The 24289-nt window shown below is 74.5% G+C and carries 22 protein-coding genes and 1 pseudogene; 8 read left to right on the forward strand and 15 right to left on the reverse strand.

Annotated features, from left to right (window positions below):
- The first annotated feature begins 282 nt into the window (after positions 1 to 282).
- Positions 283 to 828 carry a sigma-70 family RNA polymerase sigma factor gene (locus tag ACZ6Y1_RS29160; protein ID WP_469636305.1) on the forward strand — a complete coding sequence of 182 codons (546 nt, stop codon included), beginning with the start codon at positions 283 to 285 and terminating at the stop codon, positions 826 to 828.
- On the opposite strand, the gene ACZ6Y1_RS29165 is transcribed toward ACZ6Y1_RS29160, so the two are convergent.
- The 9 genes from ACZ6Y1_RS29165 to ACZ6Y1_RS29205 form a co-directional block, all read right to left on the reverse strand.
- Complete coding sequence (locus tag ACZ6Y1_RS29165; RefSeq protein WP_469636308.1) at positions 780 to 3602, reverse strand: ATP-binding protein; 2823 nt, start codon at positions 3600 to 3602, stop codon at positions 780 to 782. The two genes, ACZ6Y1_RS29160 and ACZ6Y1_RS29165, sit on opposite strands and share 49 nt — an antisense overlap.
- Positions 3603 to 3673: 71 nt before the next feature.
- Positions 3674 to 4909, reverse strand: a complete 1236-nt coding sequence (locus ACZ6Y1_RS29170; protein WP_469636312.1) for a histidine kinase — start codon at positions 4907 to 4909, stop codon at positions 3674 to 3676.
- Positions 4906 to 6636 (reverse strand): sodium/solute symporter, encoded by a 1731-nt coding sequence (locus ACZ6Y1_RS29175; RefSeq protein ID WP_469636315.1) that lies wholly within the window; start codon positions 6634 to 6636, stop codon positions 4906 to 4908. Before ACZ6Y1_RS29175 ends, ACZ6Y1_RS29170 begins: the two co-directional genes overlap by 4 nt.
- 276 nt (positions 6637 to 6912) lie before the next feature.
- Positions 6913 to 7188, reverse strand: coding sequence for a hypothetical protein (locus tag ACZ6Y1_RS29180; RefSeq protein ID WP_469636318.1), 276 nt, complete (start codon positions 7186 to 7188; stop codon positions 6913 to 6915).
- A gap of 174 nt (positions 7189 to 7362) precedes the next feature.
- Positions 7363 to 8196, reverse strand: a complete 834-nt coding sequence (locus tag ACZ6Y1_RS29185; RefSeq protein ID WP_469636325.1) for a LytR/AlgR family response regulator transcription factor — start codon at positions 8194 to 8196, stop codon at positions 7363 to 7365.
- Between the two features lie 108 nt (positions 8197 to 8304).
- Positions 8305 to 9240 (reverse strand): SCO0930 family lipoprotein, encoded by a 936-nt coding sequence (locus ACZ6Y1_RS29190; RefSeq protein ID WP_469636374.1) that lies wholly within the window; start codon positions 9238 to 9240, stop codon positions 8305 to 8307.
- Positions 9241 to 9367: 127 nt separating this feature from the next.
- On the reverse strand, positions 9368 to 10408 hold the full coding sequence (locus ACZ6Y1_RS29195) for a GDSL-type esterase/lipase family protein (RefSeq protein ID WP_469636328.1): 1041 nt from the start codon (positions 10406 to 10408) through the stop codon (positions 9368 to 9370).
- Positions 10405 to 10776 carry an SDR family oxidoreductase gene (locus tag ACZ6Y1_RS29200; protein ID WP_469636378.1) on the reverse strand — a complete coding sequence of 124 codons (372 nt, stop codon included), beginning with the start codon at positions 10774 to 10776 and terminating at the stop codon, positions 10405 to 10407. Before ACZ6Y1_RS29200 ends, ACZ6Y1_RS29195 begins: the two co-directional genes overlap by 4 nt.
- A complete protein-coding gene (locus tag ACZ6Y1_RS29205) occupies positions 10698 to 10922 on the reverse strand; it encodes a hypothetical protein (RefSeq protein ID WP_469636331.1) in 225 nt (74 codons plus the stop codon). The genes ACZ6Y1_RS29200 and ACZ6Y1_RS29205 overlap by 79 nt, the downstream gene beginning before the upstream one ends.
- A gap of 310 nt (positions 10923 to 11232) precedes the next feature.
- Here ACZ6Y1_RS29205 and ACZ6Y1_RS29210 point away from each other — a divergent pair, with 310 nt between their 5' ends.
- From ACZ6Y1_RS29210 to ACZ6Y1_RS29220, 3 genes are all read left to right on the forward strand, one after another.
- A complete protein-coding gene (locus ACZ6Y1_RS29210) occupies positions 11233 to 12705 on the forward strand; it encodes an amino acid permease (RefSeq protein WP_384746389.1) in 1473 nt (490 codons plus the stop codon).
- A gap of 10 nt (positions 12706 to 12715) precedes the next feature.
- Positions 12716 to 13171: an Lrp/AsnC family transcriptional regulator gene (locus ACZ6Y1_RS29215; RefSeq protein WP_030027017.1), complete on the forward strand. Its 456-nt coding sequence runs from the start codon at positions 12716 to 12718 to the stop codon at positions 13169 to 13171.
- A gap of 129 nt (positions 13172 to 13300) precedes the next feature.
- Positions 13301 to 13732 (forward strand): DUF7144 family membrane protein, encoded by a 432-nt coding sequence (locus tag ACZ6Y1_RS29220; RefSeq protein ID WP_469636335.1) that lies wholly within the window; start codon positions 13301 to 13303, stop codon positions 13730 to 13732.
- A gap of 113 nt (positions 13733 to 13845) precedes the next feature.
- Here the strand turns inward: ACZ6Y1_RS29220 and ACZ6Y1_RS29225 are convergent, their stop codons facing one another.
- Both ACZ6Y1_RS29225 and ACZ6Y1_RS29230 read right to left on the reverse strand, forming a co-directional pair.
- Entirely contained in the window at positions 13846 to 14139 is a 294-nt protein-coding gene (locus ACZ6Y1_RS29225; protein ID WP_469636338.1) for a WhiB family transcriptional regulator, read from the reverse strand.
- Positions 14140 to 14218: 79 nt separating this feature from the next.
- Positions 14219 to 14955 (reverse strand): annotated as a pseudogene (locus ACZ6Y1_RS29230) (GNAT family N-acetyltransferase).
- A gap of 390 nt (positions 14956 to 15345) precedes the next feature.
- Between ACZ6Y1_RS29230 and ACZ6Y1_RS29235 the strand changes: the two are divergent.
- The 3 genes from ACZ6Y1_RS29235 (at position 15346) to ACZ6Y1_RS29245 (ending at position 18529) form a co-directional block, all read left to right on the forward strand.
- The gene (locus ACZ6Y1_RS29235) at positions 15346 to 15789 is read left to right on the forward strand and encodes a hypothetical protein (protein WP_469636341.1); all 444 of its coding nucleotides are present in this window, start codon (positions 15346 to 15348) and stop codon (positions 15787 to 15789) included.
- 187 nt (positions 15790 to 15976) lie between these two features.
- On the forward strand, positions 15977 to 16777 hold the full coding sequence (locus ACZ6Y1_RS29240; RefSeq protein WP_469636344.1) for a carbon-nitrogen hydrolase family protein: 801 nt from the start codon (positions 15977 to 15979) through the stop codon (positions 16775 to 16777).
- A 54-nt stretch (positions 16778 to 16831) separates the two neighbouring features.
- Positions 16832 to 18529: a flavin monoamine oxidase family protein gene (locus ACZ6Y1_RS29245; RefSeq protein WP_469636347.1), complete on the forward strand. Its 1698-nt coding sequence runs from the start codon at positions 16832 to 16834 to the stop codon at positions 18527 to 18529.
- A 121-nt stretch (positions 18530 to 18650) separates the two neighbouring features.
- Here ACZ6Y1_RS29245 and ACZ6Y1_RS29250 read toward each other — a convergent pair whose 3' ends face one another.
- From ACZ6Y1_RS29250 to ACZ6Y1_RS29265, 4 genes are all read right to left on the reverse strand, one after another.
- Complete coding sequence (locus ACZ6Y1_RS29250) at positions 18651 to 19268, reverse strand: hypothetical protein (RefSeq protein ID WP_469636349.1); 618 nt, start codon at positions 19266 to 19268, stop codon at positions 18651 to 18653.
- Between the two features lie 4 nt (positions 19269 to 19272).
- Positions 19273 to 19953 carry a DUF5995 family protein gene (locus tag ACZ6Y1_RS29255; RefSeq protein ID WP_469636352.1) on the reverse strand — a complete coding sequence of 227 codons (681 nt, stop codon included), beginning with the start codon at positions 19951 to 19953 and terminating at the stop codon, positions 19273 to 19275.
- A 76-nt stretch (positions 19954 to 20029) separates the two neighbouring features.
- Positions 20030 to 21442, reverse strand: a complete 1413-nt coding sequence (locus ACZ6Y1_RS29260) for a uracil-xanthine permease family protein (protein WP_469636355.1) — start codon at positions 21440 to 21442, stop codon at positions 20030 to 20032.
- Positions 21443 to 21545: 103 nt separating this feature from the next.
- Positions 21546 to 22784: an MFS transporter gene (locus ACZ6Y1_RS29265; RefSeq protein WP_469636358.1), complete on the reverse strand. Its 1239-nt coding sequence runs from the start codon at positions 22782 to 22784 to the stop codon at positions 21546 to 21548.
- A gap of 97 nt (positions 22785 to 22881) precedes the next feature.
- Between ACZ6Y1_RS29265 and ACZ6Y1_RS29270 the strand changes: the two genes are divergently transcribed.
- The gene (locus ACZ6Y1_RS29270) at positions 22882 to 23997 is read left to right on the forward strand and encodes an ROK family transcriptional regulator (protein WP_469636381.1); all 1116 of its coding nucleotides are present in this window, start codon (positions 22882 to 22884) and stop codon (positions 23995 to 23997) included.
- The last annotated feature ends 292 nt before the right edge of the window (positions 23998 to 24289 follow it).

Raw genomic sequence — 24289 nt, forward strand, 5'->3', positions numbered from 1 at the left:
GGGGCTCCGCCCCGGACCCCGCGCCTCAAGCGCCGGCGGGGCTGGATGTGCCGCCCGCGGCGCCGCGGACGGGGGCCGGCCCCCGGACCCCCGGTCCGGGGCGGAGCCCCAGGGAACCGGGGGAGGGGCGGGGACCGCTCCGCGCAGCGGTGACCGCCGGCCGACCGTTCGGCCTCGGCGGGGGACCGTTCGGCGCACCCCGGGGCAGATACGTGCGGCGGCGGATAACTCGCGGAGCGCGCCGCGGGACGCTCGGGGGACCCGACCCGAAGGGACAGCCCCGTGGAACGGACCGACGCGCACGCCCTCGCCCGCCTGCACAGCGAACACGGCAAGGCCCTCTACACCTTCCTCCTCGGCCTCACCTTCGGGGACCGGCACCGCGCCGAGGACCTGCTCCAGGAGACCCTCTTCCGGGCCTGGACCCACCCCGAGGCCCTGGAGAGCACCCACGCGTCCATGCGGCCCTGGCTCTACACCGTCGCCCGGCGGATCGCCATCGACGCCCGCCGGGCCCGCATGGTGCGGCCCGCCGAGGTCGGCCCGGACGCCCTGGAGCACTCCCCGGCCGCCGACGACCGCACCGAGCAGGCCGTCGCCGTCCTCGACGTCCGCCACGCCCTGCGATTACTGAGTCCGGACCACCGGGCCGTGCTCCACCAGATCTACTTCCGGGGAGCCTCCGTCGGCGAGGCCGCCGAGGCGCTCGGGGTGCCCGCCGGGACCGTGAAGTCCCGCACCCACTACGCGCTCAGAGCCCTGCGGGCCGCCATGCCCGGCTACGGCCCGGGCGGACCCGGCGGCTCGGCCCCCCGCATCGCGGCCTGAGCCGCCACCGCCGCCCGGGAGCGGACCTGGAGCTTGGCCAGGATGTGCGAGACGTGCGTCTGCACGGTCCGGCGCGAGAGGAACAGCGCACTCGCGATCTCCGGGTTCGAACGGCCCTGCGCCACCAGCAGGGCCACCTTCAGCTCCGCCGGGGTCAGCGCCTCCCAGCCGTTCGACGCCCGCCGCCTCGCCGACCGGCTGCCCCGGCGCACCCCCAGGCTCCGCAGCCGGGCGTCGGCCCGGGCGACGTCCCACCGCGCGCCCAGGTCCTCGTACGCCTCCACCGCACGGGTCAGCGCGGACCGCGAGCCGGCCAGGTCGCCCCGCCAGGCCCGGGCCACCGCCAGGTCCTCCAGGATGTGGGCCGGCGGCAGCGGCCACCCGGCCCGCTCACCGCGGACCACCGCCTCCGCCAAGGGCTCCGGATCCTGCCCGAACAGCCCCCGGCAGCGCAGCAGGGCCAGCGCCGGGCCCGGGTACTCCGCCAGCGCCCCGGCCGCCCGCTCGCACGCCGCAAGCGCCGCCCGGGCCGTACCGGCCTCCCCGCTCTCCAGGGCGAGGCGGACGATCTCCGACAGCACCCAGGGGCGCTCGTACGCCACCGCCTCCTCCACCCCCTCCTCCAGCGCCGGCAGCAGCGCCCGCAGCGCGTCGCCCGGGCGGCCCTCCCGCTCCGCCAGCAGCGCCCGGGCCAGCAGCACGTGCGAGGCGTAGCGGCGCGCCGTCGGGGTCCCGAAGGCGTCGGCCGGCAGCGACGCCAGCTCGGCGGCCGCCGCCGCGGGCTCGTCGCGGTGACCCAGCACCAGCGCCCGCAGCCCGTGCACCACCACCGGCAGCCAGCCGTCCGAGACGGGCATCGCACGGGCCCGGTCCACCTCGGCGAGGGTGCGGTCCCAGTCGCCCAGCCGGTAGTGGAACTCGGCGAGCCGGGCCCGCGTCACCACCAGGCGCCCCGTCGAACCGGTCCGGGCCGCCAGCTCCCGGGCCTCCCGCAGCGCGGCCTCCACGATGCCCGGCTCGTCGAACCGCAGGTGGCCCTCCGCCTGGTTCGCGAGGAGCAGCAGCCGCATGTCGTTCGCCTCCGGTCCGCGCCGCGCGCAGGCGATGCCCCGGGCGACGTGGCGCAGCGATTCCCGGCCCCGGCCCAGGTGGAACAGGGCGTAGGACATGGCGTGATGGGCCTCCGATCCGCACAGCGGGTCCCCCAGCGCCCGTGCCGCCCGCACCACCGGCCCGGCCAGCGCGTACGCCTCGGCGGCGCGGCCCAGGTCGGCCAGGGCCAGTACCCGGCAGGCCTCCAGCCGCAGCCGCAGCTCCGCCGAGGGGAACTCCTCCGCCAGCGCCCGCTCGGTCACCTCCAGGGAGCGGGCCATGTCCCCCTGGATCATCAGCGCGGACACCAGCCTGAAGTCCACCGATGCCCGCCGGTCCGGGTCCGTGGCCCGGGCGCGCAGCGCGGCCAGCAGCTCCACCGACTCGGGCCGGCGCAGCATCAGCGCCGCGTCCGCCAGGAGTTCCTCCAGCGCGTCCCGGGTGCGGGCCTCCCGCGCGTCGCCCTGCGCGATGGCCCGCTCCAGCAGTTCGGCCGCCGTCGCGGGAGCCCCGGCGATCAGCGCCGGCGCCGCCTCCGCCAGCCAGCGCACCGCCCACGCGGTGAGGCGGCCGGCGCCCAGCAGCTGCCCTGCGGTCCGCGCCGGGTCCAGCCCGGCCTCCGCGAAGGCCCGGGCGGCGTCCTGGTGCAGGGCCGCCCGCACGGCCCCCGGGGTCTCGTCGTACAGCGCCCCGCGCAGCGCCGGGTGGCGGAAGCGCAGGTGTTCCCCGGTGTCCTCCAGCAGCCCGGCCAGCACCGGCTCCTCCAGCTCCGCGAGCAGCTCCCGTACGGGCCGCGATCGTACGAGGGCCAGCTCGCGCGCCGTGAACGCCGGTCCCAGCAGCGCCGCGTGCCGCGTCACGGCCCGGGCCGGCCCGGAGAGCGGGGCCAGCGCCCGCGCCGCCGTCCCGGGCGAGGCCGACAACTCCGCCTCCGCCACCACGAGTTCGGTCAGCTCGGGGGTGACCTCCAGGGCCCCGGCGCGGGACCAGTGGCCGAGCAGCTCGCGCAGGAGAGCGGGGTTGCCGCCCGCCCCGGCCGCCGCCGCCCGCAGCCGGGGCCCCGGCGGCGCCCCCAGCACCCCGCGCACCAGCTCGGCCGCCTCCACGTCCGACAGCGGGCCCAGCCGGACCGTCCGCCCGCCCACCGTCCCGCACAGCGCATCCAGCTCGGGCGGACGGGGCAGCGGCCGCCGGGTCACGGCCAGCCGCAGCGGCAGCCGCCCGGCCACCGCCCGTCCGGCGAGGCGCTGCCACAGCAGCAGGGTGGCCGGATCGGCCCAGTGCGCGTCGTCCAGTACGAGCAGCAGCGGCCGCTCGGCGCACCAGAGCTCGACCCCCGCGGTCAGCAGGTCCATCGCGGCGAGCAGTGCTCCGCCCGGCCGCGCCGACTCCCCGGCCTCCCGCAGGAGGTCGACCACCGGCGCCCGGCCGGGGCCGCGGGGATGCAGGCAGTCCAGGGCCCCGTGCAGCGGCAGCCCCAGCGCGAGCGCGCCGGCCGCCGCGTACCGCACGCGGAAGCCCAGGGCCGCCGCGTCGGCCAGCGCCGCCCGCACCAGGGCCGTCCGGCCGGAACCGGGCTCGCCCTCCACGACCAGCAGGGCGCCGTCGGCGCCGCCGCCCACCGCACCCGCGCGCAACCATTCCCGTAACCCACGACGAAGCTGCTCTCGCCCGACCGTCACGTCGGCGATCCCTCCGGTCATTCGCGCCGGTCACAGCATGGCACGGAACGGGCCGGTCGCAGAATGCCGCCTCAGGGCCGGGGCGGCTGCGGCTCCGTCGGTGAACTGTGCACGCCCGCCCGGAACTTGGGGATCCGCAGGGTCACCTTCATGCCCGCGCCGAGTCCCGTCTCCATCACCGGACCGTACGCGTCCCCGTACACCTGCCGGATCCGCTCGTCGACATTGGTCAGCCCGATCCCCGAGGAGGAACCGGCCCGCTCCCCGGCCAGGATCCGGCGCAGCCGGGCCGGATCCATCCCGATGCCGTTGTCCTCCACGGTGATCACCGCGTCCGGGCCCGCGTCCCGCGCCGTGATCGTGATCCGGCACTCCTGCGTGGAGTCCTCCACCCCGTGCTTGACGGCGTTCTCCACCAGCGGCTGCAGGCACAGGAACGGCAGCGCCACCGGCAGCACCTCCGGAGCCACCTGCAAGGTCACCTTCAGCCGTTCCCCGAACCGGGCTCCGGCCAGCGCCAAGTACTGCTCGACCGAGCGCAGTTCGTCGGCCAGGGTGGTGAAGTCGCCGTGCCGCCGGAAGGAGTAGCGGGTGAAGTCCGCGAACTCCAGCAGCAGATCACGGGCCCGCTCCGGATCCGTCCGCACGAACGACGCGATCGCGGCCAGGGAATTGAAGATGAAGTGCGGGGAGATCTGCGCGCGCAGCGCCTTGATCTCCGCCTCCATCAACCGGGTCCGCGACCGGTCCAGCTCGGACAGCTCCAGCTGTACGGACACCCACCGCGCGACCTCCGTGGCCGCCCGCACCAGCACCGCCGACTCCCGCGAACCGTAGGCCACCAGCGCGCCCAGCATCCCGTCCTCGCCCGTCAGCGGGGCAACCACCGCCCACTTCAGCGGACAGCCGGGCCGCTGGCACTCCGTCCGCACGCTCTGGCTGCGCCCCGACTCCAGCAACACCGCCACCCGGGCCATCGCGCGCCGCTGGTGGTGGTCGGCGCCCGGGCCGTCCCAGGCCAGCACCGACTCCCGGTCGGTCAGGCACAGCGCCTCCGTGCCCAGCAGGGAACGCAGCCGCTTGGCGGCCTTGCGGGCGGCGTCCTGCGTCAGCCCCGCCCGCAGCGGGGGAGCGGCCAGCGACGCCGTGTGCAGGGTGTGGAACGTGGCCCGCTCCACCGGCGTGCCGAGGTCCGGCCCCGCCGCGCGCTCCCCCCGCAGGGCCTGCCGGCGCCCCGCCGCCCAGCCCGCGCCCAGCAGCAGCGCCGCGCCGGCCGGCGCGAGGACGGCGAGCGCCGCCGCGGTCACCGGGCACCCCCCGCCCGGTCCACGGCCACGTTCTCGGGCAGGTGCAGCCGGGCCAGCGTGGCCGCCGTCCCGGCCGGGATCCGCGAACGGGTGGCCAGCGACACCGCCACCATCGTGAGGAACCCGAGCGGCACCGACCACACCGCCGGCCAGGCCAGCAGCGCGTGCGTCCAGCCGAGCGGGGCCAGCCCGGCCCGTGTCGCCAGCACCGCGCTCAGCGCCGCCCCGCCCCCGGTGACCAGCCCCGCCACCGCACCCGGCGGGGTCAGACCGCGCCACCAGATGCCGAGCACCAGCAGCGGGCAGAAGGAGGACGCCGACACCGCGAAGGCCAGCCCGACCGCGTCCGCGACCGGCACGTCCCGGGCCGCCACGCTGCCGGCCAGCGGCACCAGGATCGCCACGAGCACCGCGACACGGAAGCTGCGCACCCCGCGCGACGGCAGCAGGTCCTGGTGCAGCACCCCCGCCACCGCCATGGTCAGCCCCGAAGCCGTCGACAGGAACGCCGCGAAGGCGCCCCCGGCCAGCAGCGCCCCCAGCAGGTCCCCGAGGAGCCCGCCCAGCATCCGCTCCGGGAGCACCAGCACGACCGCGTCCGCGTCACCGGTCAGGGCCAGCTCGGGGGCGTAGATCCGGCCCAGCGCCCCGTACACCGGAGGCAGCAGGTAGAAGACCCCGACCAGCCCGAGCACCACCAGCGTGGTGCGGCGCGCGGCCCGCCCGTTGGGGCTCGTGTAGAAACGCACCGCCACGTGCGGGAGGCCCATCGTGCCGAGGAAGGTCGCCAGGATCAGCCCGTACGTCGCGTACAGCCGGTACCCCTCGTGGTCCCCGGACAGCGGCTGCGACCAGCTGGACACGCCCATGCCGGCCTCGGCCCGGGTGTCGGGCACGGGCGTGTCCGGGGCGAACTCCAGGCGCGCGTGGGCCCGTACGGCATGCGGACCGGCGTCCAGCGCCACCGGCTCCCCGTCGTACGCACGGCCGTCCACCTGACCGGTCACCGACACGGTGAGCGGCGCCTCCAGGGAGAGCCGGACGTCCTCGGCGAGGGTGACGGCGGTGTGCTCGCGGAACACGGCCGGGGCGTCGAAGGAGACGCGCGGCGCCCCGTCCCCGGCCCACGCGGCGACCAGGAAGAAGGCCGGGACCAGCAGGGCCGTGAGCTTGAGCCAGTACTGGAAGGCCTGCACGAAGGTGATGCTGCGCATCCCGCCCGCCGCGACCGCCGCGGTCACCACGAAGGCGACGACCAGGCCGCCGGCCCAGTGCGGGGCGCCGGTCAGGATCTCCAGGGTCAGCCCCGCGCCCTGCAACTGCGGCAGCAGGTACAGCCAGCCGACCCCGACGACGAGGAGCACGGCGGTCCGGCGCACCGTCTGCGACTCCAGCCGGTCCTCGGCGAAGTCGGGCAGCGTGTAGGCCCCCGAGCGGCGCAGGGGTGCCGCGACGAGCGCCAGCAGGACGACGTACCCGGCCGTGTAGCCGACCGGGTACCAGAGCATCTCGGGCCCCTGCAGCAGCACCAGCCCGGCCACCCCGAGGAACGACGCCGCGGAGAGGTACTCCCCGCTGATGGCCGCGGCGTTCAGGCGGGGGCCGACGGTGCGGGACGCCACGTAGAAGTCGGAGGTGGTCCGCGATATCCGCAGCCCGACCGCCCCGAGCAGGACCGTGACCAGGACGACGACGGTGACCGCGGTCAGCGCGTACGTCTGGTTCACGGGCGGAGTTCCTTCGGCCGGGGAGGGGTGACCGGAGTCTATGCGCGGCCATCGAGCGCACGACAGGCCTGATCCGGCCCGCTGCCTGCGGGGGGAGCCGCTGCGCGGGGCCACCCCCCACCCCGCCCCTTCCCGAAACCGGGGCTCTGCCCCGGACCCCGCGCCTCAAACGCCGGCGGGGCTGGAAAGTCCAGCCCCGCCGGCGTGCCCCGGGGAACGGTGGAAGAGGGGCCCCAGACGAGGTAGGGGACGGCCCCGCGCAGCGGCGAGGAACCGTCAGACGGCCGGGTCGTGGTGGTCCGCGCAGTCGCGGAGGGCGATCTCCAGCTCGACGTACGACTCCTCCGCCCGCCGGAACGCCAGCGTCAGCGCCGCCTCCGCGCGCGGCGGCACCTGCTCGCGCACGCCCTCGCGGGCCTCGTACAGGACGTCGGCCCAGCGGGCGGCCGCACTGCGCAGCCCGGCCAGCAGGGTCTCGGCCTCGGCGGGTCCGGCGGGCCGGGTGGGGGACAGTCCGGTCAGCGCGTCGAGCAGCGCCTGCGTGTCGGACATCTCGCGCCTCCCGCGTCCCGCGCCGGAATATGCACGATACGCAGCCCGTATGCCACCGGCGGGCCGTTCACCTCTCCCGATCGCCGTACGCCACTCGCCGTGCGACGAACGGCGGGTGCGGGCCGCCGGACGGTCGGACGGCCCGCGGGACCGGACGGCCGCGGGAACCGGCGGTCAGCCCGTGGCCTGACGCATCAACAGATCCCGGAGCTGCCGCGCGTGCCTGCGGCTGACCTGGAGCTCCGCCGAGCCCACCCGGACGCTCGTGGCGCCCGCGTCCAGCCGCAGCTCGTCGATGCGGGCCAGCGCCACCAGGTGGCGGCGGTGGATGCGGACGAATCCACGCGCCGCCCAGCGTTCCTCCAGCGTGGACAGCGGGATCCGGACGAGGTGGCTGCCCTCGTCGGTGTGCAGGCGGGCGTAGTCGCCCTGGGCCTCGACGTGGGCGATGTCGGCGATGGCCACGAAACGGGTGACCCCGCCCAGCTCGACGGCGATCTGGTCCGCGCCGCGCTCGGAGGGAGCGGACGCGGCGGGCTCCGGCACCGACGGGCGCTGCAGCGGCACCGCCGGCAGCGGCTCCGCGGCCTGCGGACCCGACGCGGCGGGCCGGTCCCGGCCCAGCTGGGCGCAGGCCCGCCGGACCGCCTCGGCCAGGCGCTCCGGGCGTACGGGCTTCAGCACGTAGTCCACGGCCTTGAGGTCGAAGGCCTGTACGGCGAACCCCTCGTGCGCCGTGACGAAGACGATCAGCGGCGGCCGCGCGAACCCGGCCAGCAGCCGCGCGATGTCCAGCCCCGTCAGCCCGGCCATGTGGATGTCGAGGAACACCACGTCGATGCCGTCGGCACCGTCGGGCCCGGCCTCCAGCGCCCGCGTGATCCGGCGCAGGGCCTCGGTGGCGTCCGAGGCGCCCTCCGCGCTGCGCACCCGGGGATCGGAGCGCAGCAGGTAGAGGAGCTCCTCCAGGAGCGGCTTCTCGTCGTCGACGGCCAGTACGCGCAGCATGCGGCCGAGTGTAGAGAGAGGCCCGCCGGGGCGGAACGGTGCGCGGCCCCCGCCCCTGGGGGGAGGCGGGGGCGGAGGGCCGCGCGGTTCGGGGGAGCGGGCAGGGTCCTACTGGACGGTGATGAGCTTGCCGTCGGGGGAGACGGCGTACCAGGTGCCGCCGACGCCCTGGCCGTTGATGTCGCCGGGCTTCTTGTCACCGGTGAAGGTGTAGACGGGCCAGCAGTCGACGGTCTGCTGCTTCTTGCCGTCCGGCCGGTCCAGCACCAGGTAGTTCCGCTCGGTGATGCCCTTGGCGTACGCCTTGTCGACCGGCGGGACCACCGGCCACTTCGCCACGCAGTCGCCGGTGCACTTGGACTCCATCGGCCACGCGGTGTCCGGCTTGAAGCGGTAGACGGTCATGCCCTTGCCGTCGACGATGTGGTCGCCCAGCTTCGGGTCCTTCGCCACCGACAGCCCCGCGCCCGCGCCGGCCCCCGCGCCGGCGCCCGCCTCGGCCGGAGCACCCGCTCCGGGCGCCGCCTTCGCGGCCTTCTTGCCGTCCGGGCCGAAGGCGAACCACACCCCGCCGACGCCCTGGCCGTTCACATCGCCCGCCTTGGCGTCCTTGTTGAACCGGTACGCGGGCCAGCCGGCCACCGTCAGCTGCTTCGTGCCGTCGCTGCGCACGACCTCGCCCAGCAGCGCCGGGTCCATTCCCGCGGCCGCGGTGACGTCGCCCGCCGCGACCACCGGCCAGGTCTTCGCGCAGTCCCCGTCGCAGTTCGACTTCGGCGGCTTGGCGGTGTCCTTGTCGAAGCGGTAGAGGGTCCGGCCGGAGCCGTCGGTCAGCACCGGACCGAGCTGCGCGTTGTCGCCGAGGGCCAGCTGCCCGCCCGGGGCGGCGGCCGCTGCGCCGCCCGCGGCGGGAGCCTGGTAGTCGGCGGCGCCGGCCGGCTTGACGTAGTCCGCGGCCTTGTCGTCGTTCGGGCCGCAGGCCGTCGCCGCGAGGGCGACGGCGATCACGGCCGCGGCCAGGGTGGTTCCGCGCTTGATGCCCATCTTGATCTCTCCCACATCATGTCCGTCGTGTCCGCCGCCCGCGTCCTTCCGGAGCGGCGGCAACTGTGCACAGGACACGCCCCGGAGGCGGCGAACCGTTCACCGGCGCCGGTGTGGGCTGTTTCACCTACTCCTCGGCGAACCCGGCCCGCCGCAGAGCCGTGACCACAGCGAGGCCGAGGACCCGGTGTCCGGCGTCGTTGGGGTGCAGACCGTCCTCCAGGTGCTCGGGGCCGAGCACGTCCCGCCCCCGGAGCACGGCCAGCCGTTCGTCCCCGGCGGCGATCCGGTCGCGCGCGGCGCGCTCCATCGCGTCGCGCAGCGCGCCCAGGGTGGCGCCCAGCCGGTTCGGGGTGCGCTCGGCGTCGGGCCGCAGGACGGGGGAGACCAGCAGCAGCGGGGTCCGGGGGTGGCCCTGGCGGACCAGTTCGAGGAACGCGCGCGTGGTCTCGTACAGCAGCGGCGCCGAAAACGGCACCCGCGACCAGCAGTTGGTTCCGAAGGCGAGGGTCAGGACGTCGGCGGGCAGGCCCGCGAGCTGTTCGGCGGTGGCGAGTTCGCCGCGCGCGGCGCCCGCGTAGCCGAGGTTGACGGTGTCCCAGCCCAGCGTCCGTCCGGTGACCGCGGGCCAGCCGTGCGCGGGGCGGGTCGACCACCAGCCCTCGGTGATGGAGTCGCCGTGCACCACCCAGCGCGGCGCGGGCGGCGCAGGGGCGAGGTCGCCGCCCAGCCCGCGCAGGCCGAGGACGAGCGGCGACTGCGCCTCGGGCGGGTGGATGGTGAACGGGCCGTGGCCGCCGCCCAGCTCGATGCGTACGACGGACTCGGCGGCGGGCTCGGTGAACACCTCGGTCACCACACCGTGCCGGTCCCAGAGGGAGAACAGGTGCGAGAGGTCGCGCAGTGAGTCGGTGGGGCCGGGCACCGTCGCCCGGTAGCGGATCTCGACCGCGGTCGCGGTCTGCGTGGTGAACTCCAGCCGGACCCCGATGGGCAGGGTGGCCCGTTCCCCGGTGTCCCAGGGCAGCCGCATGGTGTCCGCCGGGTCGGCGCGCACCGGTCGCCCCTTGTCCAGCCAGGCGACCCCGCGCAGGAACGGCTGGGGGTCCTGCCACCGGCCGTGGGTGCCGAAGGGGCTGTCGGTGCCGCCGGCGCCGTACGCGTTCACTGTTCGCCTCCGATCGTCGGATACCGGAACTTCACACCGACCCCGCCGTCCACCACGAGCGTCCGGCCCGTCACGTACGAGGACAGCGGCGAGGCCAGGAAGTACAGGGCGGCCGCGATGTCCGAGGTCTCGGCCACCCGGCCCAGCGGGGCGTTCTCCGCGTTGCGCCGCCGGCCCTCGGCGCCCAGCAGGGCGGCGCCCCGCGGGGTCCACACCACGCCCGGCGCCACCGCGTTCACCCGTACCCCGCGCGGGCCCGGTTCCACCGCCGCCGAGCGGACCAATGCCATCAGGCCGGCCTCGGCGGCCCCGTACGCGGCGTGCAGCGGGGCCCCGGTGAGCCCGGAGACGGAGGCGACGAAGAGCAGCGGGCCGCCGCCGGCGTGCGGTCGGCGAGCCTGATCCGCTCGACGGCCTCCCGGCAGGCGCGCTGCTCGGCGGCCCGCTGGCCGTGCGGGTGGGACCCGGCCCAGGGCTCGGGCAGGTCGATCTCGTAGAGCACGTCCGGATCCATGGCGGCACGCTGCGGCAGATCTGACGAAGTGTCAAGAAAGGGGGTTCGGGCGTCTTGCGCAGTGATCGATCGTCCGCGCGCAACAAAGGGCCATTCCGGACGGATCCGCGCAACGATCGTTCGCCAATGTGCAAGGAAGGTGCATTACGGGCGGTATCGCTCAGCTCATAGGCTCACCCCCTGTACGTGGAGTGGCGCGACCGCCTGCTCGGCGGTCCGCATGCCCAGGCAGAGCTCTGCCTGATCCCTGCTCCGGAACCGCTGCGGTCGACGCCGACAGTCCCCATCCGCAGTGAGAAGGAGTTCCCGAGTGCTCGACACCGGCCAGGCGCCCCCCGCCACGACCGAGCCCCGCAGGACCGTGAACCCGCTGATGCGGCGCAAGCCGGTCGAGCGGCTCGTCTCCGAGGGCGGGCAGGGCGAGGGCGGCACGCTGCGCCGCTCGCTCACCATGTGGCAGCTGACTATGATCAGCATCGGTGCCACCCTGGGCACCGGCATCTTCGTCGTCCTCGGCACCGCCGCCCCCAAGGCCGGCCCCGCCGTGACGATCTCCTTCATCCTCGCGGGCCTGACCGCCCTGTTCTCGGCCCTCTCCTACGCCGAGCTGGCCGGATCGGTGCCGGTCTCCGGCTCCTCGTACTCGTACGCCTACGCCACCATGGGTGAGCTCATCGCCTGGATCTGCGGCTGGTGCCTGGTCCTGGAGTACGCCGTCTCCGTCGCGGCCGTCGCCGTCGGCTGGGGCCAGTACCTCAACGAGTTCCTCGACGGGACCATCGGGGTCACCATCCCCGAATCCGTCTCCGCGCCCCTGGGCGAGGGCGGGTTCATCAACCTGCCGGCGCTGGTCGTCGTCCTGCTCTCCATGGTCTTCCTGATGCGAGGCGCCAAGGAGAGCGCCACGGTCAACTCGATCATGGTCGGCGTCAAGATCGTCACCCTGCTGCTCTTCATCGGCATCGGCGTCATGGGCATCAAGGCCGGCAACTACACCCCGCTGGCCCCGCTGGGCGTCACCGGCATCAGCGCCGCCGCCTCCACCCTCTTCTTCTCCTACATCGGCTTCGACGCCGCCTCCACCGCCGGTGAGGAGGCCAAGAACCCGAAGAAGGACCTGCCGCGCGCGATCATGCTGTCGCTGGCCATCGTCACCGTCCTCTACGTCCTCGTCGCCTTCGTCGCCGTCGGCGCCATGCCCTGGCAGGACTTCGAGGGCACCGAGGCCGCGCTCGCCCAGATCATGACCGACGTCACCGGCACCAGCGTCTGGGGCGTCGTCCTCGCCGCCGGCGCCATCGTCGCGATCTTCTCCGTCGTCTTCGCCGTCCTCTACGGCCAGACCCGCATCCTCTTCGCGATGTCCCGCGACGGCCTCGTCCCCAAGGTCTTCGCCAAGGTCGACGAGAAGACCGGCGCCCCCCGCGCCAACGTGGTGATCGTCTCCCTGTTCTGCGGTGCCCTCGCGGCCTTCATCCCGCTGGGCAAGCTCGCCGACGCCACCAGCATCGGCACCCTCTTCGCCTTCGGCCTGGTCAACGTCGCCGTCATCATCCTGCGCCGGACCCGCCCGGACATGCCGCGCACGTTCAAGGTGGCGCTCTTCCCCGTCACCCCGATCCTGGGCGCCGTCGCCTGCGCCTACATGATGTTCGAGCTCGACAGCGCCACCTGGATGGTCTTCGGTGGCTGGATGGCCGTCGGCCTCGTGGTGTACTTCCTGTACGGCATCCGCCGGTCCCGCCTCGCCACCGAAGCAGAAGTGGCCACAGCAGAGAAGTGATCCACCCGCAGTGCGACTGAACGATCTCGACGAACGCATCGTGCACGCCCTCGCCGAGGACGCCCGCCGCTCCTACGCGGACATCGGCTCCGAGGTCGGACTCTCCGCCCCCGCCGTGAAGCGGCGCGTGGACCGGCTGCGCGCGGAGGGAGCCATCACCGGCTTCACCGTCCGCGTCGACCCCGCCGCCATGGGCTGGGAGACCGAGGGCTTCATCGAGATCTACTGCCGCCACAACACCTCGCCGGACGACATCCGGCGAGGCCTGGAGCGGTACCCCGAGGTGGTGTCCGCGTCGACCGTCACCGGCGACGCGGACGCCCTCGTCCAGATCTTCGCCTCCGACATGAGGCACTTCGAGCGCGTACTGGAGCGCATCGCCGGCGAGCCGTTCGTGGAGCGCACGAAGTCGGTCCTGGTCCTCTCCCCGCTCCTGCGCCGCTTCACCTCGGGCGCCCCGGCGTAACGCCCCGCGCGGTGCGAAGGCCGGTCGGAATGCCGACGCGATGCCCCCGTGCCACGCTGGGACGGGGGATCACGCGCCGGTCCGGCAAGGTCGACCGGCCGGACGGGCACATCGCCCGAGGAGGCCTCCATGGCCAGTGACACCACCCGCTCCAAAGCGTCCGGGCCCGATCCCTGGCGCGCTCCGGTCTCCGGTTCCACCGCCTTCGCCGCAGCACTGATGATCTTCGGCGGCGCGATGGCGGCCTTCGAGGGCATCGCGGCCATCGCCAAGGACGACATCTTCCTCAGCACCCGCCACTACGTCTTCGAGTTCGACCTCACCGGCTGGGGCTGGATCCACCTCATCGTGGGGATCGTCATCGTCCTCGCCGGGTGCGCCGTGCTCGGCGGAGCCCTGTGGGCGCGGTACTTCGGCGTGGTGGCCGCCGGTCTGGGCGCCCTCGCCAACTTCCTCTCGATCCCGTACTACCCCTTCTGGGCGATGACGCTGGTAGCCGTCAACATCTTCATCATCTGGGCGCTGTGCCACGGCATGCACCGCGAGGCCGACACGGCCTGAAGGGGGAACCCGGCGACGTCACCAGGGGGCCCGGCCGTCCCAGCAGGCCCGCCGCCCCACTGGCCATTACGGCCGGGCCTCACGGTCCGGCCGACGCGCCCGGCCGAGAGGGATCAGCGGCCCGCCGACACGGGCGACCGGCCGGCGCGGGCGCGGCGCTCCTCCTCCGTCAGGCCGCCCCAGACGCCGTACGGCTCACGGGTACGCATCGCGTGCTCCAGGCATGCCGCCCTGACCGGGCACACCGCGCAGACCCGCTTCGCGGCGGCGTCCCGCTCCTCCCGGTCCTCACCCCGCTCCCCGGCGGGATGGTAGAAGCGGCCGGGCCCCAGATCCCGGCAGGCGGCGCGCAGTTGCCACTGCCAGTGATGGTGCGCGGAGCCGGGCAGGCGCGAGACGTCGGTCATGGCTGTTCCTTTCTGTGGTTGCCACGCGTCTGACCACGCAACGCCCCGCGAAACCCCGCCGTGGCCGACAGGCCCCGGGTCAGGCCTTCCCGGCCGGTGTGCGCAGCCCCACGAAGTCCGGCCGGCGCCGCAGCGTGAACCCCATCGACTCGTACAGCCGCACCGCCCCGGTGTTCTCCGCCGCCGCGTGCAGGAACGGGACGTCCCCGCGCTCGCGCACCGCCGAGGCGACCGCCCGGACCAGCCGGGCCGCCAGGCCCCGGCCCCGGAACTCCGGGTGCGTGCACACCGCGCTGATCTCCGACCACCCCGTCGGCCGCATCCGCTCCCCGGCCATCGCGACGAGCCGCCCCTCGTGACGGATCCCCAGGTACGTGCCCAGATCGACGGTCCGGTCCATGAACGGGCCCGGCCGGGTCAGCTCCACCAGCTCCAGCATCTCGGGCACGTCACCGTGCCCCAGCGGGACCGCCTCGGGCGCGGTCTCGACCCGTACCGCCCGGCCGTCCAGCTGCACACCGGGAATGGTCATCACGGTCTCCCAGCCCGGCGGCGGGGTCAGCAGCCCGGCGGCGGGGTCAGCAGCCCGGTCACCCAGACCCCCTCGTCCGGCCCGGCCAGCGCCGCCAGGTCCGCCCACGCGCGGGGGTCCGCCGGGTCGGAGAGGGCCGCGAACGGGCTCGCGTCCCGCGCGTAGCGGGCCGCCAGACCCGCCGGCCCGTGCTCGGCGAAGGCGCGGTGCGGCCCGGTCAGCGCGGCCCAGACCGGATTGTCGAGCACCTCGTCGGCGGGTACGGCGCCGGTCTGGGAGGACATGCGTACGGGTTCCTTCCGGGAGCGCGGCGAGCCGGCCGTGACCGCCTTCTTGACGGCCCCGGGCGCCGCCACGAGACTGCGGAGGACGGCCGCATGAAGCGCGCCCGCCGCGGGAAGCCTAACCACCGCGAGCCGGCCGCGAAGCGGCGGCGAGCACGGGACGGGGGCGGGGCGGGTGGACACGGGCGGAGAGGCGTACGCGGAGGACCGGTACCGGACCCTCCGCCGCTGGTGGCTGACCCGACGCCTCCACATCGACCTCCTGCGGGTCTGCAGCGCCTTCGGCCGCTGACTGCGCAGGGGCGGCCCCGAAGGGCACCCCTGGAGACGACCGGGCGCGCACCGCGCGACCCGGCAGCCCGCCGTGCCCTCTTCCGCCCAGGGAGCGTCATGTCCTCCACCGCCGTGTCCGCAGCGCCTGCCGCACCGCCCGCCCTGCCCGCCCCGGCCCCCGGATCGCCCCGCACCGAGCTGCGCGGCCGCATCGGGGCCGGATTCTCGCCCGTCCCCCACCGCTACCACCTCTACCTCGGCCCCGACTGTCCCCGGTCCCTGCGGGTGGCCGCGGCCCTGGCCGCGCTCGGCCTGGAGGGCTCGGTCGCCGCGACGTTCCTGCCCGAGGACCCCGGCCCCCGCGCGGACGCGCACACCGCCGGCGCGCACACCGCCCTCCGCATCGCCTACGAGGCCGCCGGCCACCACTTCGAGGGCACGCTGACCGTCCCGGCCCTCGTCGACACCTGGAGCGGCCGCGTCGTCTCCAACCACACCCCCGGAATCCTGGACGACCTGCGGTTCCTCGCGGCCCACCCGGCCTTCCGCACGGCCCCGTAGGGCGGGGGCGGGGTCGTACGGGGGTCATGGGGAGGCCCGGCCCGGGGCCCCGCGCAACGAATCGCCGCCCACCCGGCAGAACGCGCAACGAATCGATGCTCCGAGCGCAACGGTCACGGCTTGTCCGGGTCGAGCGCCCGAACGTACCGTTTTACGACCCCCACCCCTCCTGCCACAGAGGATATCCATGGCCCCGCTGCGCACCGCCCTCCTCCAGAGCTCCGGAGTTCTCGGCGACACCGCCGAGAACCTCAAGGCGCTCGACGAGGCCGCGGCGCGCGCCGCACAGAGCGGGGCCGGGCTCCTCGTGACCTCGGAGATGTTCCTCACCGGCTACGCCCTGGACCCCCAGGACATCGCCGACCGCGCCGAACCGGCCGACGGCGAGTCCGCCCACGCCATCGGCAACATCGCCCGCCGCCACGGGATCGCCGTCCTGTACGGCTACCCCGAGCGTTCGGGCGACACCGTCCACAACTCGGCGCAGCTCATCGGACCCGACGGCGCACCGCTGGCGAACTACCGCAAGACGCACCTCTTCGGCTGCTTCGAGCAGGAGGCCTTCACCCCGGGCGACACCCCCGTCGTCCAGGCCGACCTCGGCGGCCTCCGCATCGGCATCATGATCTGCTACGACGTGGAGTTCCCCGAGAACGTCCGGGCTCACGCGCTCGCCGGCACCGACCTCCTCCTGGTGCCGACCGCGCAGATGCACCCGTTCCAGTTCGTCGCCGAACAGCTCGTGCCGGTACGGGCCTTCGAGAACCAGATGTACATCGCGTACGTCAACCGCACCGGCCCGGAAGGCGAGTTCGAGTTCGTCGGACTCAGCTGCCTGGCGAGCCCCGACGGGGTCACCCGCACCCGGGCCGGCCGCGGCGAGGAGCTGGTGTTCGGCGAGGCCGACCCCGAGCTGCTCAGCGCCTCGCGCACGACCAACCCCTACCTGCGCGACCGCCGCCCCGGGCTCTACGCCTCCCTCGTCTGAGTCCCGCCCGCACCGCCCTCCCCCCTGCCCCACCCCCGCAAGGAGTCGTACCCCATGACGTCCACGGTGCCCACCACCGCCGTCCCGCACGGCGACGGACAGCCGCCGATCACCATGTTCGGCCCGGACTTCCCCTACGCGTACGACGACTTCCTCGCCCACCCGGCGGGCCTGGGCCAGATACCGGCGACCGAGTTCGGCACCGAGGTCGCCGTCATCGGCGGCGGTCTGTCCGGCATCATCTCGGCCTACGAGCTCATGAAGATGGGCCTCAAGCCCGTCGTCTACGAGGCCGACCAGATCGGCGGCCGGCTGCGCACCGTCGGCTTCGAGGGCGCCGAGACCGAGGGCCTCACCGCCGAGATGGGCGCCATGCGCTTCCCGCCCTCCTCCACGGCCCTGCAGCACTACATCGACCTCGTCGGCCTGGTCACCGAGCCCTTCCCGAACCCGCTCGCCGAGGCCACCCCCTCCACGGTCGTCGACCTCAAGGGCGAGACGCACTACGCCGAGACCATCGCCGACCTCCCGCAGATCTACCGCGACGTCGCCGACGCGTGGAACGCCTGCCTCGACGAGGGCGCCGACTTCTCCGACATGAACACCGCGATGCGCGAGCGGGACGTCCCGCGCATCCGCGAGATCTGGGCCAAGCTCGTCGAGAAGCTCGACGACGAGACCTTCTACGGGTTCCTCTGCAAGTCGGAGGCCTTCAAGTCCTTCCGCAAGCGCGAGATCTTCGGCCAGGTCGGCTTCGGCACGGGCGGCTGGGACACCGACTTCCCGAACTCCATCCTGGAGATCCTGCGCGTCGTCTACACCGAGGCCGACGACCACCACCGCGGCATCGTGGGCGGCTCCCAGCAGCTGCCGCTGCGCCTGTGGGAGCGCGAGCCCGAGAAGATCGTCCACTGGGCCCAGGGCACCTCCCTGTCCTCCCTGCACGACGGGACCCCGCGCCCCGCCGTCACCCGCCTGCACCGCACGGCCGGCAACCGCATCACGGTCACCGACTCCTCGGGCGACATACGCACGTACCGCGCCGCGATCTTCACCGCGCAGTCCTGGATGCTGCTGTCCAAGATCGCGTGCGACGACACGCTGTTCCCGATCGACCACTGGACGGCGATCGAGCGCACCCACTACATGGAGAGCTCGAAGCTCTTCGTCCCCGTCGACCGCCCCTTCTGGCTGGACAAGGACGAGGAGACCGGCCGCGACGTCATGTCGATGACGCTCACGGACCGCATGACCCGCGGCACCTACCTGCTGGACAACGGCCCGGACAAGCCCGCCGTCATCTGCCTCTCGTACACGTGGTGCGACGACAGCCTCAAGTGGCTGCCGCTGTCCGCCAACGAGCGGATGGAGGTCATGCTGAAGTCCCTCGGCGAGATCTACCCGAAGGTCGACATCCGCCGCCACATCATCGGCAACCCGGTCACCGTCTCCTGGGAGGACGAGCCCTACTTCATGGGCGCGTTCAAGGCCAACCTGCCGGGTCACTACCGCTACCAGCGGCGCCTGTTCACCCACTTCATGCAGGACCGCCTCCCCGAGGACAAGCGCGGCATCTTCCTCGCGGGCGACGACATCTCCTGGACGGCCGGCTGGGCCGAGGGCGCCGTCCAGACCGCCCTCAACGCGGTCTGGGGCGTCATGCACCACCTCGGCGGCTCCACGGACGCCACCAACCCGGGCCCGGGCGACGTCTACGACGAGATCGCCCCGGTCGAACTCCCGGAGGACTGACCTCCCCCGGCCGCCACAGGGACCCGCAACAACGGGACCCCCGTGACCACGGGCCGCCCCCGCGCCACGAGCGCGGCGGCGGCCCGTCCTCATGCCCGGCGCGGGCGCACACGATGCGGGCTCACTCGGCGCGCGCCCAGATCAGGCGCTGCCGGTGACGGAAGGCGGCCCGCACCTCGCCGCGCTCCGGCCCGTACGGCAGCGGGTGCGGACGGCGGCCCAGCCCGAGGCCGCACCCCGCGCACAGGGTGTACAGCCCGTACCCACTGGCATCCCACTCCACCGTCCCCCGGTCCCGCCCGCACACGGGGCACACCCCGGCCCGCCCCTGGTGGCCCTCCACGTCCGAGCGGCCCCGCATCACCCCCGGCATCACCTCCGCGAGGCGGCCCCCGGGATGGAACTCCGGGTCCGGCCAGTACAGCCACTGCGCGGGCTGGGGCGGGTAGGGACGGCGCACCCCGGCCCGCTTCTGGGCCCGCCTGCCCTGCTGCCACACCGCCATCGCCTCCAGCCACACCTCCCGCGCCTCGTGCAGCTCCTCCACCGCCCGCACGAGCGACGCGGGGTCCTCGTCCAGGTCCCGGGGGATCCGGGCGCTGCGGCACAGGTGGTGGTAGGTGGCGTGGAAGCCGTACGGGCAGAACACGGTCAGGCAGGTGCGCAACGCCGACAGCCGCCGGTACGGCGGGAGCGAGGCGTCGTGCACCCGTCGGCGGTGCGTGGCGAAGCTGGGCATGCGGTCACGGTAAGAGGCGCCCGACCAGGCCGCACCGGGGTTTCGGCCCCGTCGGCGTCAGCAGGCAGCGGCCCACCAGGCCGACCCCCGAGTCCAGGGACTCGGTGAACTCCTCGGCCAGTTCGGGGGAGCGGCGCAGGGTCCACAGCAGGCGGGCCGCCGCCCAGGCGCCCGCGCGGGCGCGCTCCAGGCTCCACGAGCCGAGCAAGTGGGTCAGCGGGTCGGCGATCTCCAGCAGGTCCGGCCCCGGCATCAGGTCCTCGCGGATGCGCTCCTCCAGGGCGACCAGGGTGTCGCCGACCCGGTCGAAATCCGCCTCCAGGGCGGGGGGTTCACAGTCAAGGGCCCGGCAGGTGGCCACCACCGCCAGCGCCAGATCGTGGCCGATGTGCGCGTTGATCCCGGCCAGCGCGTGCTGCAGCGGACGCACCCCCGGGTGGCGGCGGTACTGGAGCAGCGGCCGCCAGCAGGCCGGCGGCCGGTCCGCCTCCACCGCCGCCAGGTAACGCTCCGCGAAGCGCGCGCTCAGCACGGCTGCCCTGCGGGGCGCGGGGAAACCCCCGTGGGAGATCCGCTCGTACAGGGTCTCCGTCACCGTCAGGTACACCCGGTTGAAGACGGCGACACCGTCCTGCGCGGGGAGCCGCTCGTCCAGGGCGCGCATCCGCGCCAGCACCGCTTTCATGTCAGGCAGCGTCGCAGCCGCCGCCCCGGATCCGGGGAACTTGGCCGTGCGCTTCCCCGGTTCGGGCGAAACGGCGTCAACCCCGCTTGTCGTCCCGGGCCGGGCCGCCGCCGGCCGTGTCCTCGTCGTACGTCGAAGTGCCCTCGTCCAGCAGGGGCTCCTCGACCTTCATGTGCGCGGGGGCGAAGTACCGCAGCGCGTGGTAGCCCGTGATCACCACGATGGTGCCCAGCGCGATGCCGCCCAGCTCGAAGCTGTCGGTGATCTGCAGCTTGACCCCGCCGATGCCGATGATGATGCCCGCCGCGGCCGGCACCAGGTTCAGCGGATTGCGCAGGTCCACCCGGCCGTTGATCCAGATCTGCGCGCCGAGCAGGCCGATCATGCCGTACAGGATGACGGTGATGCCGCCGAGGACGCCGCCCGGGATCGCGGCCACGACCGCCCCGAACTTGGGGCACAGCCCGAAGAGCAGCGCGAAGAAGGCCGCCGCCCAGTACGCCGCCGTGGAGTAGACCCGGGTGGCGGCCATCACGCCGATGTTCTCGGAGTAGGTGGTGTTCGGCGGACCGCCGACCCCCGTCGACAGCATCGACGCCGCGCCGTCGGCCGCGATGGCGGTGCCGAGCTTGTCGTCGAGCCGGTCACCGGTCATCTCGGCGACGGCCTTGATGTGCCCGGCGTTCTCGGCGATCAGCGCGATCACCACCGGCAGCGCGATCAGGATCGCCGACCACTCGAAGGCCGGGGCGTGGAAGGACGGCAGCCCGATCCAGTCGGCCCCGGAGACCCCGGACAGGTCCAGGCGCCAGTGGTCCACGGCCTCGGCCCCGCCCGCCGGGGAGTGGATCTGCCCGAAGAGCCGGTCCAGCACCCAGGAGAGCCCGTAGCCGAACAGCAGCCCAAGGAAGATCGCGATGCGCGACCAGAAGCCGCGCAGGCACACCACCGCGAGCCCGGTGAACAGCATCGTCAGCAGCGCCGTCCACTGGTCCTGCGGCCAGTACGTCGAGGCCGTCACCGGCGCCAGGTTGAAGCCGATCAGCATCACCACCGCACCCGTCACCACCGGCGGCATCGTGGCGTGGATGATGCGCGCACCGAAGCGGTGCACGGCCAGACCGGCCAGGAACAGCGCCGCGCCGACGACGAAGACGGCGCCCGTGACCACCGCGCTGTCCCCGCCGCCCGCCCGGATGGCCGCCGCCACGCCCACGAACGACAGTGAGCAGCCGAGGTAGGAGGGGACCCGGCCGCGGGTCGCTAGGAGGAAGATCATCGTCGCGATGCCGGACATCATGATGGCCAGGTTCGGATCCAGTCCCATCAGGACCGGGGCGACGAAACTCGCGCCGAACATCGCCACGACGTGCTGGGCGCCGAGCCCGGCGGTCCGCGGCCACGACAGCCGCTCGTCCGGCCGTACCACCGCGCCGGGCGCGGGCGTGCGCCCGTCACCGTGCAGGGTCCAGCGCACGCCGAGGCCCATGTTCCACTCCACTTCTCCGGCCGGCCGGAGGTCGCGCCCGGCACCGGTCACACGTCGAGGCCGCAGCGCTGGGGGATGCCGCTGCGGCCGGTCGATCGATATGTTACGGCTGGATACGGGCTGGTTCGTCCCGATTGGGCTGGGAGGCCTTCTCGGCGGGTGTGGCCCCAGAGTGCCCCACCGACGGCCTCCGGCGCAGTACCGCGGCCCCGACGGTCAGCGCGAACGCCAGGACGGTGACCAGCCCGAAGGACCACACCAGCGAGCTCGCGTCGGCCACCGCACCGATCGCCGACGGCGCGATCAGGCCCGAGGTGTACGTGATCGTCGCGACGCCCGCGATGGCCTGCGCGGGGGCCGGCCCGCTGCGCCCCGCGGCCGCGAAGGCGAGCGGGACCACCACCGAGATGCCGAGCCCGATCATCCCGAAGCCGGCCAGGGCCGTCGCCGGCTGTCCGGCGAGGACCACCAGCAGCCCGCCCGCGGTGGCCACGACGCCTCCGGCGCGGACGGTGCGCACGGGCCCGAAACGGTCGACCACCCGGTCCCCGACGAGCCGGGCGACGGCCATCGTGAGCGCGAAGGCCGTGGTGGAGGCCGCAGCCAGCCCGGCGTCCGTGTCCAGGGTGTCCTGCAGGTACACGGCCGACCAGTCCAGACTCGCCCCCTCCGCGAACACCGCGCAGAAGCCGATGGCGCCGATGAGCAGCGCGGACCTGGGGGGCAGCGCGAAATGCGGCGGCGCGTCGCCGTCCGGTCCGGCCCTCAGGTCCAGGACACCCCGTACGGCGACCAGCCCGGCCGCGGTCAGCGCGAGCGCCGCGACCAGGTGGTGCAGGCGCGCGTCGGCGCCGGCGTGCGCGGCGACCGTACCGGCGGCCGAGCCGATCAGGGCGCCCACGCTCCACATCCCGTGCAGCGAGGACATGATCGAACGGCCCAGCCGGTTCTCCGTCTCCACGCCCAGCGCGTTCATCGCCACGTCCGACATACCGGCCGCGACCCCGTAGAAGAAGAGCGCGAGGCACAGCGCCGCCAGGTTCGGGGCGAGGCTCGGTAGGATCAGTGCGAGGGTCCACATCGCCAGCAGCCCGCGCAGCGCCGTACGGGCGCCGAACCGGTGGTTGATCCGCCCGGCCAGGGGCATCGCCAGCGCCGCGCCCACGGCGGGGAAGGCCAGGGCCAGCCCCAGGGTCCCGGCGCTCAGCTGGGCGTGCTCCTGGATCCAGGGGATGCGGGTGGCGAAGGAGCCGGTCACGGCGCCGTGCGTGCAGAAGACGGCGGCGATCGCGAAGCGGGCATGGCGCAGGCGCGCCGGGCTGAGGTCTGGGTCCCCGGTCATGGGCGCTAAACTATCAGGAACCCTGCCTGATAGATATCTCCCCCGACTGCCTAGGATGGGCGGCGTGACTTCTGCTCCCACTGAGACCCGGTCGCCCGTGCCCGCCTCGCCCAGCACGGCGCGGGCCATCAACGACCGCCTCGCGCTGCAACTCCTGCAGGACTCCGGACCGCTGACGGCCACCCAGCTCAAGACCATGACCGGCCTCTCCCGCCCCTCGGTCGCCGACCTCGTCGACCGTCTCACCGGCGCCGGGCTCGTCGAGGTCGTCGGGGAATCCGGCGAACAGCGGCGCGGCCCCAACGCGAAGCTGTACGGGATCGTCGCCACCCGCGCCTACCTCGCCGCCCTGGACGTACGGACCGACAGCGTCACCGCCGTCGTCACCGACCTGCTCGGTACCCCGGTCGCCCGGGCCGCACTGCCCGTGGGCGCCCCCGAGGACGCGGTCGCCGCCCTGCTGCGCACCGCCCGCGAAGCCGGGGCCGGGGAACTGCACACCGTCGTCATCGGCGCTCCCGGTCTGGTCGCCCCCGCGACGGGCGAACTCCGCGACACCACGGGGCTGCCGGCCTGGCACCGGGAGCTGGTGGCGGCCCTCCAGCGGAGCCTGCCCGCCGTGGTGGTGGTCGAGAACGAGACGAACCTCGCCGCCCTGGCCGAGCGGACCCTGGGCGCGGCCCGCGACCTGGACTCCTTCGTCCTGCTGTGGCTCGGCGCGGGGGTGGGCGCGGCGGTCGTCCTGGACGGCCGGCTGCGCCGGGGCGCCTCGGGCGGCGCCGGGGAGATCGGCTTCCTCCCCGTCCCGGGCACCGGCGGCCTGCCGTCGGCCACGGGCTGCGCGGGCGGCTTCCACGCGCTGGTCGGCCGGGACGCCGTCGGGGCGCTGGCGCGCGAGCACGGCTTCGAGGGCCCGGTCGAGGAGGCGGTGGCGGGGGCCGCGGGGGAGGCCTTCCTCGACGCCTTCGCCGAACGCCTCGCCCTGGGCGCGGCGGCCGCCGCGGCGCTGCTGGACCCGGGCTGCGTGGTCCTGGCCGGCGAACTCGGCCGCGCGGGCGGGCCGCCCCTGGCGGCGAGAGTTGCCCACCGCCTGGCTTCCCTGACCCCGGTCCCGACGGAGGTCAGAGCCACGACCCTGGGCGACCCGGCGGTCCTGGCGGGCGCACAACTGGCGGCGAGGGAGTCGGCGCAGGAGGTGCTGTTCGGGGGGTGAGGGGGAGGGGGCAGGGGGCGGGGGGTGTGGGAAGGGGCATGCGGGAAGGGGCGTGCGGGAAGGGGGGTGAGGGAGGTCCGCCGGGCGGAGGCTGTCCTGTGCGGCGGGGGTGGACGATATCGGTGCCCCGGCCGGTCGGCAGCGAGGAAGGGTTGGGGATTTCCCGTCAGTCCCATAGTCCTTCCGCGTCGGGCCGCCCTGTCAAGGGCGCTCCCTGCGGTCGCGTCGCTGCGCGATCGCCTGCGGCGACCCTTGACAGGCCGTCCCGCCACGGAAAGACAAGGACTGTCGG

Source organism: Streptomyces sp. NPDC053432 (assembly GCF_055585365.1).

Bases quoted from the DNA above. Each gene is read 5' to 3' on its own strand.
- ACZ6Y1_RS29265 (WP_469636358.1), bottom strand. From the start codon at position 22,784: ATGACCGGGGACCCAGACCTCAGCCCGGCGCGCCTGCGCCATGCCCGC.
- ACZ6Y1_RS29180 (WP_469636318.1), bottom strand. From the start codon at position 7,188: ATGTCCGACACGCAGGCGCTGCTCGACGCGCTGACCGGACTGTCCCCC.
- ACZ6Y1_RS29190 (WP_469636374.1), bottom strand. From the start codon at position 9,240: ATGGGCATCAAGCGCGGAACCACCCTGGCCGCGGCCGTGATCGCCGTC.
- ACZ6Y1_RS29240 (WP_469636344.1), top strand. From the start codon at position 15,977: ATGGCCCCGCTGCGCACCGCCCTCCTCCAGAGCTCCGGAGTTCTCGGC.
- ACZ6Y1_RS29250 (WP_469636349.1), bottom strand. From the start codon at position 19,268: ATGCCCAGCTTCGCCACGCACCGCCGACGGGTGCACGACGCCTCGCTC.
- ACZ6Y1_RS29185 (WP_469636325.1), bottom strand. From the start codon at position 8,196: ATGCTGCGCGTACTGGCCGTCGACGACGAGAAGCCGCTCCTGGAGGAG.
- ACZ6Y1_RS29260 (WP_469636355.1), bottom strand. From the start codon at position 21,442: ATGGGCCTCGGCGTGCGCTGGACCCTGCACGGTGACGGGCGCACGCCC.
- ACZ6Y1_RS29245 (WP_469636347.1), top strand. From the start codon at position 16,832: ATGACGTCCACGGTGCCCACCACCGCCGTCCCGCACGGCGACGGACAG.
- ACZ6Y1_RS29255 (WP_469636352.1), bottom strand. From the start codon at position 19,953: ATGAAAGCGGTGCTGGCGCGGATGCGCGCCCTGGACGAGCGGCTCCCC.
- ACZ6Y1_RS29220 (WP_469636335.1), top strand. From the start codon at position 13,301: ATGGCCAGTGACACCACCCGCTCCAAAGCGTCCGGGCCCGATCCCTGG.
- ACZ6Y1_RS29225 (WP_469636338.1), bottom strand. From the start codon at position 14,139: ATGACCGACGTCTCGCGCCTGCCCGGCTCCGCGCACCATCACTGGCAG.
- ACZ6Y1_RS29205 (WP_469636331.1), bottom strand. From the start codon at position 10,922: ATGGATCCGGACGTGCTCTACGAGATCGACCTGCCCGAGCCCTGGGCC.
- ACZ6Y1_RS29235 (WP_469636341.1), top strand. From the start codon at position 15,346: ATGTCCTCCACCGCCGTGTCCGCAGCGCCTGCCGCACCGCCCGCCCTG.